The sequence below is a fragment of the Bacillus sp. mrc49 genome, from assembly GCF_002803435.1.
In genome coordinates this window covers 1-10,763 of the sequence record NZ_PHNG01000713.1, presented here as the reverse complement: position 1 = coordinate 10,763, position 10,763 = coordinate 1, and the positions used below count along the sequence as shown (strand labels likewise).

Sequence of the window (10,763 nt, the reverse complement as noted above, 5' to 3'; positions counted from 1 at the left end):
TTCATCCAAGTAACCAAGATCTCCCGTATAAAGCCAGCCGTCACTAATCGCCTGCTGTGTGGCATCCAGCCGGTTGAAGTAGCCTTTTGTCACATTCGGACCCGAAACAACGATTTCCCCCGCCTCACCAGGTCCGGACACCTTGCCATCCTTCTCGATCCGTAGCTGCGAAGGAAATAATGGTTTTCCTGCCGAACCGATTTTCGTCATGCTGTACTCCGGAGCCAGCGTCACGATCTGAGAAGATGTTTCCGTCATCCCATATGATTGATAGACCGGGATTTTTTTTTCCTTGCAGGCTTCCAGTAAATGAATGGGCGCAGGTCCTCCGCCTAACAGCATGCAGCGAAAGTCGTCTGGATAGCTTGCTCCTTTCAAATCATGCACCATCCTATTAAGCATCGTCGTCACGACCGAAATGATCGTCACGCCATTTTCCTGGATTGCCTTGTTCGCTTCCCGTTCATCGAACCGCTCGGCCAAGACGACCTTCATCCCATAAATCACGCTTTTCATCAGGATGGAAAGACCGCTGATATGAAAGATAGGAACCGCACAATACCAGGTATCCCCCTCGTGCAATCCAAGGTTCAACACCGATCCGACGGCACTCCACCAATGATTGCCGAAAGATTGGATCACACCCTTTGGATTTCCTGTCGTGCCCGATGTGTACATGATCGTAGCGGTATCCTCCAGATAAAACTCCTGAAGGATCTCTGCCGTTCTTTCATTTGGCAATTGTTCGATAAAAAGAAGGGGCAACTCAAGAAGATTCCCCGCCATATCATCAAGCTTGCTTGCGAAGGAGCCTTCAGAGAGCAAATAGGAAGCACCGCTGTCCTCGACCTGCCACGACAATTCCTTTGCCGTTAATTTATTATTCAGCATCACGATCTTCACACCGAGATAAAATAGGGCATGGATGGTGATGACGCCGTCAATATGATTACGGAGCAGCACTGCGCATGAATCGCCAGCCTTGAGACCGGCGCTGGCCAGCCTGCGTGCCATTTTCTCCGTTAATGTATGCAGCTCCAGAAAGCTATACGTCTGACCTTCAAACTCGATGGCCGGGCGATCTGGTGAAAGATGAGCCCGGTTCTTGAGCCAGTTTGGCAACTTTTCTTCTGCCATGGTCGGTTCCCCTCCTCTATTTAAATATAGAAAACAGCCCGGCGATTCGCCAAGCTGTCCGTCTTATCGATTTATGCACTTCCATTAAGGGAAACGAGGGAATTGTCCAAAGTCCGGACTGCGTTTTTCCTTGAACGCGTCGCGGCCTTCTTTTGCTTCTTCCGTTGTATAGTATAGTAATGTAGCATCACCAGCCAATTGCTGAAGACCTGCAAGACCATCCGTATCCGCATTCATTGCCGCTTTCAGGAAGCGAAGCGCAGTCGGGCTCTTCTCGAGCATTTCTTCACACCATTTCACTGTTTCCGCTTCTAATTGGTCCAATGGTACGACCGTATTGACCAATCCCATATCCAATGCTTCCTGTGCATTGTATTGACGGCATAGGTACCAGATTTCACGGGCCTTTTTATGCCCCACGATACGCGCCAGGTAGCCAGAGCCATAACCAGCATCGAAGCTTCCCACATTCGGTCCTGTTTGCCCGAAGATCGCATTGTCAGCAGCAATCGTTAAGTCACAAACCACATTCAAGACATTGCCGCCGCCGATTGCATAACCTGCCACCATCGCCACGACCGGTTTTGGAATCACGCGGATCAAGCGCTGCAAATCAAGCACGTTTAGACGTGGAATGTTATCTTCCCCAACATATCCGCCATTTCCGCGCACTTTTTGGTCCCCGCCTGAACAGAAGGCTTTGCCGCCTACACCCGTTAGGATGATGACACCGATGCTTGAATCATCACGTGCCCTTGCGAATGCATCAATCATTTCTGCAGTCGTTTTTGGCGTGAATGCATTATGTACATGCGGTCGGTTGATCGACACTTTCGCAATCCCGTTATATTTTTCGTATAAAATTTCATCATACTCACGTATTGTTTCCCATTGAATCGTCATTTAAATTCCTCCTTTAATTTCGCTTTAAAAACTCACTTATTATTTTACCAAACTTTTCTCCATCTTCCACATGAATCGCATGTCCACTACCATTTATTATTTTCCATTCGGCCCGATCCAGCTTCTCTTCCATCGATTTTGCAATGTCACAAAACTTGGGATCGAGTTCCCCGGTCAGCAGCAGGACAGGAAAATCAAGCGCTTGCAAATTCCCCCAATAGGAAGCCTGGCTGCCTGTCCCCATGCCGAGGAGACTATTGGAAAGGCCGGCAGGGTCATTTGCCAGCCGCTGCTTCCGGATGGCAGCCCTCGTTTTGGACGATAACCGTTTTTGGCTTTCAAAAAGCGGGATGTTCTCCCAATGGTCCACGAATGCCTCCAGGCCAGATTCAAGAATCCGTTCGGCTAGCTCCCGATCGTTTTGCCTGCGCGTCCCTCGCTCCTTGGCAGTTACAAGGCCGGGAGACGCGCTTTCCAATATCAATGTTTCCACATATCCAGGATACAAACAGGCAAACGCAAGTGCAAGCCTGCCCCCCATCGAGTATCCAAGAATATGTGCTTTCGGGAAATGCAGCTCATCCAGGATATGCTTGATATCTTCAGCGACACGATCCATTTCATACCGTTCCGGCTCGGCGGGTGACGCAGACATACCATGACCGATAATGTCAATCATGATCAGCGTATGATCCTCACTCAATATGGGAATGAGGAAATTCCACGTATCCCGATTTCCCGTAAATCCATGCAATAGTACGAGCGGTTCCCCATTTCCCGTTATTTCAACAGCATAAGTGACATTCCCGCTGACAATATTCATGATATTTCCCTGTCTAACACCAATTTTATTTCCTGGGAAACATAACTCCACAAATTTCGATGTTTTTGCAAATTGGACTCCCTTTCGGTCGGTACCTCGATGATCTTCAGGCCTTGAATCTCAAAAGACTCCGTAAATACCCTCTTCAGCTCGTCCCACGTTTGCACTTTGTCGTATTTACCGCCGTAAAGCATGGCTGTATGGGAAAAATCAAGGCCATGGGGCGTTCCGAAAAGCGTTTCGAAATGTTCCCTATCATTCGCCTGTGGCAGGAAAGAGAAAATGCCGCCCCCATCATTATTGATCAATAATATCGTGATGTCCTGCTTTTGCAGCTTGGCTGCAAGCAAGCCATTCATATCATGGAAAAAACTCAAATCGCCGATTGCCAGCACGGTCTTATCTGCCACCGTACTTACCCCCAGCGCAGTGGACACGACACCATCAATGCCATTTGCGCCTCGATTCGCCAAAGTCCTGATTCCTTTTTCATTATTCATGAAGAAAGTATCCAAGTCTCTTATCGGCATACTATTCCCGACAAATAGCGTGGATTTTTGCGGCAGCATGTCAGCAAGCAGGGCGAACAGCTTGCCTTCACTTAATTCCGCTTCATCAAGGACGGAAGCCAATGCATTCTTCGTCGCTCCGTTGACGGTCTGCCATAAGCGCAGCCATTCATCTTCAGGGGTACCGGTGATTCTTTGCCCGACCCGTTGACAGAAATCTTTCTCTTCACAGTAAATCATGTTCGTTGCCAAGCCTGCCGGTTCGCGCCATCCTGCCCCACCGTCAACCACGAGCGTGACGGCCTGTTTTTGCTTTTTCATGAATAGCAGTAATGGTTTTGAAACAGGCATGGCACCGAATCGCACAATCACGTCCGGTCTGAAGACTGATTTTGCCGCTTCATCGCGTAAAAAGGTATCGTACGCATCAATTATGACACTTTTGTCGTGGCTTCCGCTCCTCAGCTGGGAAAGGGGATCGGCCAATAGCGGAAAAGCAAGCGTTTCCGCTAATGCGGCAACGGCCTCCTTCATCGCTGGGTCCGGTAATTCCCCGCATACGATCAGCCCTTGCTTCGCTTGTGACAAAGTGGCTGCAACCGAGTCAATTTGTGATGCAGAGAGTGAGCGAATTCCGCTTTCGATCATTACGGAAGGAGTCAGTTTGTTTTGCCTGAATTCCTTCGCTTGCTCAAGATTCGGAATCAAAGGTTCGCGAAGCGGGAAATTCAAGTGCACTGGCCCTGCTGGTTCCGCTGCTGCGGTAGCCACTGCCCTTGCACCGACCGTTCTTGCATACCGCATCATCTCACCGGTGTTTTCCGGAAGGGCCATTTCGACAAACCATTTCACTTGCCTTCCGTATAAATGTATCTGATCGATGGCCTGCGGGGCACCTACATCACGGAGCTCATGCGGTCGATCTGCAGTAAGTACAATAAGCGGCACCCTTGAATAGAAAGCCTCGATCACGGCGGGGTAAAAATTCGCAGCCGCCGTACCGGACGTACAAAGAAGTCCGACAGGTTCTTTTAAGACCTTGGCCATCCCAAGGGCAAAAAAAGCGGCCGAACGCTCATCCACATTAATATGGATTTCAATATCAGGATGTTCCACCAGCAATAAAGCGAGCGGTGTGGATCGTGAACCTGGGCTCACCACCACATGCTTCACCCCGTTTTCTGCCAGCTCATCGACAAATGAAGCAGCATAAGCTGTCAATGCATCTCGGTCATTCATTAAGATTTCCTCCTAAAGCACTTAACATCGGATTGAATTTAATCCCCGTTTCCCTGAACTCTGCCACGGGAGTCGAATCCTCCACTACGCCGCAGCCCGCAAAAAGCGATGCCTCATTGTCCTGTATCAGGGCCGAGCGTATCCCTACAGCGAATTCCCCGTTTCCATACGTATCCATCCAGCCCAGCGGCCCCGCATAAAAGCCGCGTTCAAGCCCTTCCATTTCCCGAATTCTCATAACGGCCTTTTCTTTAGGAAGCCCGCCCATGGCAGGTGTCGGATGGAGGTTCTCAACAAATTGCAATATCGTGACGCCTTCCTTTGCGACACCGCGAACCGGCGTATACAAATGCTGGATATGACGATTTTTCATCAGCTCCGGTCCGTCCGGAACCATGACCTTTTCACATACAGCATCAAAAGCATTGGATATCATCGATACGACATATTGGTGCTCTTGTAAATTCTTTTGGTCATGAAGCAATTCATTGCCGAGGGTAACATCTTCTTGCTCATCTTTCCCCCGTCCCATCGAACCGGCAAGACAGGTTGAAAAGACATCATGTCCCTGCTTCTTGATCAAGCGTTCGGGAGTAGCCCCGACAAAGCAGTCGCCGCCCGCTTCCAAACTGAAAATATAGCTTAATGGCTGCTCTGCAATCAATCGTTCGAGCACCTTCCCTGAATTGATGGAGTGATCGAAGGTAAGCCGAAGTTCCCTGGCCAACACGATCTTATCGAGATCGGTCGTCTTGATTTCCTCGACAGCATCCTTGACCGTGCGCTGCCACTCCTCAGGCTGCACCTCCCTCTGCCTAACAAGGGAGTTAGGTCCGCATGGAGCTCCATCCAAGCTTTCGAAAAGGAAAGCTTCCCGTTCATTTATCATATCTCTGAAGAGTTTTTCTGAATCATCAGGCGAACAAAGTAAGTTTGTCGTTAAGTAAGCTTGTTTTCCCACTATTGATAGCATGAAGGCAGGTATATAAAACAGGTTGTCCCCGAATTGGTTCCAAAGGAGCTTACTGTTAGATTCATAATCAAAAGAAAAGCCCCCAAACAGTAAAGGTCCTGTCGCTTCTAAATCGGTCACTCCCGTTTTGACAGCAGTTTCCTGCAGTTTGATCCAGCTCTTTTCGACTTCTCTATAACGTTCGGCATTCGCTGCCGCTTTGAGTTTCTTAACATTGCCTAAACCAGTGATGGTTATTTCCTTTGCAGGATCCTCCCAAAAAAAGCGTTCACCCGCATACCGTTCTCTTCCAGCTTGATAAAATGAAAGGGGGTTGGTGCCTTGAATTTTCTTAATATGACTGAATAGAACTTGATCATTCAAGTCCTTCGCCTTTTGTATAGCTGAAGCCAGCCCCTGAAACTGTTCAGTTTCTTCCGAGATAGCCAAAAAAATCCCCCCAAATGTACATTTTAAAAGCTTTTTAACCTATTTAAAGATACACCTCCCGTCAACCTGATGTCAATAAAACGCCCCTTTTCCCAACGATACTTGCCCGCTTTTTTCCTTATTATATGAATCTTGGCGAATGCAGCATGACATCCTTGAATTTGGAAGCGGATTACCCTATTCATTCGATTGACACCCTTCCCCCATTTCCCTACACTTAATAGGGTAACTTTTGTGCAACTTTTCAATATTTGATATAATTTCGAGGGTACCAATACTGATTTTGAGGAGAGAAACAATGCAAACAGAATACGACGGACTTCCCATGAAACGGACGTGGAAGATTTGGTGGGAGTTAATTCGTCCACATACGCTAACAGCAGCTTTTGTCCCGGTCTTGCTTGGAACGGTGATTGCGCTTTTGGAAGATGGCGTCAATTGGCTGCTATTTGCTGCCATGATGATGGCCAGTATCCTGATCCAGGCCGCAACGAACTTATTCAATGAATACTATGATTTCAAAAGGGGCTTGGATACCGAGGAATCGGTCGGCATCGGCGGCGGAATCGTACGCCATGGAATGACCCCAAAACTCATCATGACCCTGGCACTCGGCATGTATGCCATCGCCTTGTTACTTGGAATCTACATTTGTGCCGCATCATCTTGGTGGCTTGCTGCAGTAGGACTGGTTTGCATGCTTGTCGGCTATCTTTATACAGGAGGCCCGCTGCCCATCTCCTATACACCTTTCGGGGAACTTTTTTCAGGGTTGTTCATGGGCTTTTTGATCATTTTGATCGCCTTTTACATTCAAGCAGGTTATGTGTCCGCCACCGCCATTTTAATTGCCATACCAAGCGGAATATTGGTCGGATTGATCAACTTATCCAATAACCTACGTGACCATGATGGAGATAAAGCTCACGGCCGTAAAACGATGCCCGTCGTGATGGGCAGGAAAAACGCCCTCACCTTCATGGCCATCATGTTTGGCTTTTCTTACTTATGGCTGGTTGGCTTGGTCGTTACCGGAAACGTAACGGCATGGATTCTCCTTGCCCTGCTAAGCATTCCAAAAGCCATGAAAGCAGTCAAAGGCTTCGTCGGTAAAACGCAGCCGATCACGATGGTGCCGGCAATGAAAGCCACGGCCCAAACCAACACTTTCTTTGGCCTGCTTATGGCCATCGGTTTATTCATCAGCTATTTTATTTAACCCCAAAGGACTGAGTTCATCCGACTCAGTCCTTTTTTCTATCTTCCGTTTCATTTTGTTTTCCTATGCGCCATTTCGGGTAATAGATAATACAAGCATCTTACCAGTAGTTCATAGATATGTACTTTAGAAGGAGTGTAGTCGATATGCCAACCCAGCAACAAATACAAACATTCAAAAAGGAACTGCTCCAGGAAAAAACGGAGCTTGAAAAAAGGATACAAAATGATGAAGGAACTGAACTTGAGAGCCAGACGGAATCAGTAGGGGAATTATCCTCATATGATAATCATCCTGCCGACCTTGGCACCGAATTATTCGAAGCCGAACGCAATCAAGCACTCGATGAACATGCCCAATCGGAAATGGAGAAAATTGAAGAAGCCTTGAATGCCATCGAAGAAGGCTCGTATGGTCATTGCAAAACCTGCCAGAAGGAAATCCCTTTCGAGAGGCTTGAAGCCATCCCGAGCACGCTCTATTGTGTCGAACATACGCCGGAACGGGCGAATGCACATGATCGCCCGGTTGAAGAAGACATCCTGATCCCGTCCAGGGGTGATGATTTTGAAAACCGTCACGGAAATGAAATAGTCGATAAAGAAGATAGCTTTGGTGAAGTCGCCAAATTCGGTACGTCCGAAACGCCATCCGATTACACAGGCGACCATGACAATTACAATGACCTTTATGATAACGAAGATGAAACGAATGGATTCCCTGAAGACTACGAAGGCTTTGCCGCAAATGACATTGAAGGGAAAAATAGAGTGGATATGCCGAACAAGCGGCAAAAGGAATATGAGGATACATTGGAAGACGAACATATCGATTCCAACCTTGGGGACATCCCCTACAAGCAAAAAGATAGTTATATCAATGAAAAAAAATAGACAAAAAAAAAGAAGCATACCTGATGTATGCTTCCTTTTTTGTTATGACCCGTACGGGATTCGAACCCGTGTTACCGCCGTGAAAGGGCGGTGTCTTAACCGCTTGACCAACGGGCCAAATGGCGGAGAAGGAGGGATTTGAACCCTCGCGCCGCTCGCGCGACCTACACCCTTAGCAGGGGCGCCTCTTCAGCCTCTTGAGTACTTCCCCATGGCTCCGCAGGTAGGACTCGAACCTACGACCGTTCGGTTAACAGCCGAATGCTCTACCACTGAGCTACTGCGGAACAATATGAATATGGTGGGCCTAAATGGACTCGAACCATCGACCTCACGCTTATCAGGCGTGCGCTCTAACCAGCTGAGCTATAGGCCCATATTTGGAGCGGGTGAAGGGAATCGAACCCTCATCATCAGCTTGGAAGGCTGAGGTTTTACCACTAAACTACACCCGCGAAATGGGGCGACTGATGGGAATCGAACCCACGAATGCCTGAACCACAATCAGGTGCGTTAACCACTTCGCCACAACCGCCGTAATCTATTGCATGGATTTTGCAATAATGGTGGCTCAGGACGGAATCGAACCGCCGACACAAGGATTTTCAGTCCTTTGCTCTACCGACTGAGCTACTGAGCCACAAATGTATTAAATTTTAAAAATGGCGGTCCCGACGGGAATCGAACCCGCGATCTCCTGCGTGACAGGCAGGCATGTTAACCGCTACACCACGGGACCTAATAATTGCGGGGACAGGATTTGAACCTGCGACCTTCGGGTTATGAGCCCGACGAGCTACCGGACTGCTCCACCCCGCGACGGTAATAATGAAACGATCAGCATCAAGTTTTCGTATGTATTGTTTATTCCGCTTCCTCTATTAAAGGTTGTTTCAAAACAACTTGCTGCTTTTAAAGAAATGGAGGAGGTAGAGGGATTCGAACCCCCGCGGGATTTGACTCCCCTGTCGGTTTTCAAGACCGATCCCTTCAGCCGAACTTGGGTATACCTCCATGGCTGTTGAAAAAATACATATGGTGGACCTTGTAGGACTCGAACCTACGACCGGACGGTTATGAGCCGTCTGCTCTAACCAGCTGAGCTAAAGGTCCTTATATTTATTGGTAGCGGCGGAGGGGATCGAACCCCCGACCTCACGGGTATGAACCGTACGCTCTAGCCAGCTGAGCTACACCGCCAATATAATATAAGTTTCTGATTGAAAAATGGTGGAGCCTAGCGGGATCGAACCGCTGACCTCCTGCGTGCAAGGCAGGCGCTCTCCCAGCTGAGCTAAGGCCCCATTCATTAAAAATCACGTGGTCGGGAAGACAGGATTCGAACCTGCGACCCCTTGGTCCCAAACCAAGTGCTCTACCAAGCTGAGCTACTTCCCGCAAAAAACATGGTGCGCCCGGCGGGAGTCGAACCTACAACCTTCTGATTCGTAGTCAGATGCTCTATCCAATTGAGCTACGGGCGCATATATAAGATGGTGCCGAGGACCGGAATCGAACCGGTACGGTAGTCACCTACCGCAGGATTTTAAGTCCTGTGCGTCTGCCAGTTCCGCCACCCCGGCACATACGAAAAGTGGAGCGGAAGACGGGATTCGAACCCGCGACCCCAACCTTGGCAAGGTTGTATTCTACCACTGAACTACTTCCGCATGAAAGATGCGGGTGAAGGGACTTGAACCCCCACGCCTTGCGGCGCCAGATCCTAAGTCTGGTGCGTCTGCCAATTCCGCCACACCCGCATGAAAAATGGTGAGCCATGAAGGATTCGAACCTTCGACCCTCTGATTAAAAGTCAGATGCTCTACCAACTGAGCTAATGGCTCGTGCTTGTCCTACTAAATAAATGGTGCCGGCAAGAGGACTTGAACCCCCAACCTACTGATTACAAGTCAGTTGCTCTACCAGTTGAGCTACACCGGCAGGTGTAAAATGGTGGAGGATGACGGGATCGAACCGCCGACCCTCTGCTTGTAAGGCAGATGCTCTCCCAGCTGAGCTAATCCTCCATATATAACTGCTTGGCGACGTCCTACTCTCACAGGGGGAGACCCCCAACTACCATCGGCGCTGAAGAGCTTAACTGCCGTGTTCGGAATGGGAACGGGTGTGACCTCTTCGCTATCGTCACCAAACATTGTTTGCGTTTTTTCAAGACATATATTATTATAACGTCTTTTTGAGAAAATGCAAGAAGAAATTTTCATTCCTTCAAAACTAGATAATAAGAAGGTATTTCATTTTTTTCAGAAGCGTTGGTTAAGTCCTCGATCTATTAGTATCAGTCAGCTCCACATGTCGCCACGCTTCCACCTCTGACCTATCAACCTGATCATCTTTCAGGGATCTTACTAGCTTGCGCCATGGGAAATCTCATCTTGAGGGGGGCTTCATGCTTAGATGCTTTCAGCACTTATCCCGTCCGCACGTAGCTACCCAGCTATGCCTTTGGCAAGACAACTGGTACACCAGCGGTGCGTCCATCCCGGTCCTCTCGTACTAAGGACAGCTCCTCTCAAATTTCCTGCGCCCGCGACGGATAGGGACCGAACTGTCTCACGACGTTCTGAACCCAGCTCGCGTACCGCTTTAATGGGCGAACAGCCCAACCCTTGGGACC

At 48.7% G+C, this 10,763-nt stretch carries 7 protein-coding genes, 21 tRNA genes and 2 rRNA genes; 2 read left to right on the top strand and 28 right to left on the bottom strand.

Features of this window, described 5'->3' with window-relative positions:
- The 5 genes from CVN76_RS20215 to CVN76_RS20195 form a co-directional block, all read right to left on the bottom strand.
- On the bottom strand, positions 1–1,137 hold a 1,137-nt coding region (locus tag CVN76_RS20215), incomplete at its 3' end, for an AMP-binding protein (protein ID WP_100532795.1).
- A gap of 84 nt (positions 1,138–1,221) precedes the next feature.
- Positions 1,222–2,040 (bottom strand): 1,4-dihydroxy-2-naphthoyl-CoA synthase, encoded by an 819-nt coding sequence (menB, locus tag CVN76_RS20210; protein WP_061142091.1) that lies wholly within the window; start codon positions 2,038–2,040, stop codon positions 1,222–1,224.
- 13 nt (positions 2,041–2,053) lie between these two features.
- Complete coding sequence (gene menH, locus CVN76_RS20205; protein ID WP_100532794.1) at positions 2,054–2,863, bottom strand: 2-succinyl-6-hydroxy-2,4-cyclohexadiene-1-carboxylate synthase; 810 nt, start codon at positions 2,861–2,863, stop codon at positions 2,054–2,056.
- Positions 2,860–4,611, bottom strand: a complete 1,752-nt coding sequence (gene menD, locus CVN76_RS20200) for a 2-succinyl-5-enolpyruvyl-6-hydroxy-3-cyclohexene-1-carboxylic-acid synthase (protein WP_100532793.1) — start codon at positions 4,609–4,611, stop codon at positions 2,860–2,862. The genes menH and menD overlap by 4 nt, the downstream gene beginning before the upstream one ends.
- Positions 4,604–6,013 (bottom strand): isochorismate synthase, encoded by a 1,410-nt coding sequence (locus tag CVN76_RS20195; RefSeq protein WP_100532792.1) that lies wholly within the window; start codon positions 6,011–6,013, stop codon positions 4,604–4,606. Before CVN76_RS20195 ends, menD begins: the two co-directional genes overlap by 8 nt.
- A gap of 298 nt (positions 6,014–6,311) precedes the next feature.
- Between CVN76_RS20195 and CVN76_RS20190 the strand changes: the two genes are divergently transcribed.
- The gene (locus tag CVN76_RS20190) at positions 6,312–7,232 is read left to right on the top strand and encodes a 1,4-dihydroxy-2-naphthoate polyprenyltransferase (RefSeq protein ID WP_061142095.1); all 921 of its coding nucleotides are present in this window, start codon (positions 6,312–6,314) and stop codon (positions 7,230–7,232) included.
- Between the two features lie 146 nt (positions 7,233–7,378).
- Complete coding sequence (locus CVN76_RS20185) at positions 7,379–8,125, top strand: TraR/DksA C4-type zinc finger protein (RefSeq protein WP_100532791.1); 747 nt, start codon at positions 7,379–7,381, stop codon at positions 8,123–8,125.
- 45 nt (positions 8,126–8,170) lie between these two features.
- Here the strand turns inward: CVN76_RS20185 and CVN76_RS20180 are convergent.
- The 23 genes from CVN76_RS20180 to CVN76_RS20070 form a co-directional block, all read right to left on the bottom strand.
- A tRNA-Glu gene (locus tag CVN76_RS20180) sits at positions 8,171–8,242 on the bottom strand.
- Positions 8,243–8,245: 3 nt separating this feature from the next.
- Positions 8,246–8,336, bottom strand: a tRNA-Ser gene (locus CVN76_RS20175).
- A gap of 1 nt (position 8,337) precedes the next feature.
- Positions 8,338–8,412, bottom strand: a tRNA-Asn gene (locus tag CVN76_RS20170).
- 12 nt (positions 8,413–8,424) lie between these two features.
- Positions 8,425–8,501: transfer RNA gene (locus CVN76_RS20165), tRNA-Ile, on the bottom strand.
- Positions 8,502–8,506: 5 nt separating this feature from the next.
- Positions 8,507–8,580 (bottom strand) — tRNA-Gly (locus tag CVN76_RS20160).
- A gap of 4 nt (positions 8,581–8,584) precedes the next feature.
- Positions 8,585–8,660: transfer RNA gene (locus CVN76_RS20155), tRNA-His, on the bottom strand.
- Between the two features lie 29 nt (positions 8,661–8,689).
- Positions 8,690–8,765 (bottom strand) — tRNA-Phe (locus CVN76_RS20150).
- Positions 8,766–8,788: 23 nt separating this feature from the next.
- A tRNA-Asp gene (locus CVN76_RS20145) sits at positions 8,789–8,864 on the bottom strand.
- A 6-nt stretch (positions 8,865–8,870) separates the two neighbouring features.
- Positions 8,871–8,944: transfer RNA gene (locus tag CVN76_RS20140), tRNA-Met, on the bottom strand.
- A 102-nt stretch (positions 8,945–9,046) separates the two neighbouring features.
- Positions 9,047–9,139 (bottom strand) — tRNA-Ser (locus CVN76_RS20135).
- 22 nt (positions 9,140–9,161) lie between these two features.
- Positions 9,162–9,238, bottom strand: a tRNA-Ile gene (locus CVN76_RS20130).
- 10 nt (positions 9,239–9,248) lie between these two features.
- Positions 9,249–9,325 (bottom strand) — tRNA-Met (locus tag CVN76_RS20125).
- Between the two features lie 28 nt (positions 9,326–9,353).
- A tRNA-Ala gene (locus tag CVN76_RS20120) sits at positions 9,354–9,429 on the bottom strand.
- Between the two features lie 17 nt (positions 9,430–9,446).
- A tRNA-Pro gene (locus CVN76_RS20115) sits at positions 9,447–9,523 on the bottom strand.
- Between the two features lie 9 nt (positions 9,524–9,532).
- Positions 9,533–9,609, bottom strand: a tRNA-Arg gene (locus tag CVN76_RS20110).
- Between the two features lie 10 nt (positions 9,610–9,619).
- Positions 9,620–9,708 (bottom strand) — tRNA-Leu (locus CVN76_RS20105).
- A gap of 12 nt (positions 9,709–9,720) precedes the next feature.
- A tRNA-Gly gene (locus CVN76_RS20100) sits at positions 9,721–9,795 on the bottom strand.
- Between the two features lie 8 nt (positions 9,796–9,803).
- Positions 9,804–9,885: transfer RNA gene (locus tag CVN76_RS20095), tRNA-Leu, on the bottom strand.
- Between the two features lie 8 nt (positions 9,886–9,893).
- A tRNA-Lys gene (locus CVN76_RS20090) sits at positions 9,894–9,969 on the bottom strand.
- Positions 9,970–9,990: 21 nt separating this feature from the next.
- Positions 9,991–10,066, bottom strand: a tRNA-Thr gene (locus CVN76_RS20085).
- Between the two features lie 10 nt (positions 10,067–10,076).
- A tRNA-Val gene (locus CVN76_RS20080) sits at positions 10,077–10,152 on the bottom strand.
- Positions 10,153–10,162: 10 nt separating this feature from the next.
- Positions 10,163–10,278 (bottom strand): 5S ribosomal RNA (gene rrf / locus CVN76_RS20075).
- Between the two features lie 120 nt (positions 10,279–10,398).
- A 23S ribosomal RNA gene (locus CVN76_RS20070) occupies positions 10,399–10,763 on the bottom strand; the annotation flags it as partial.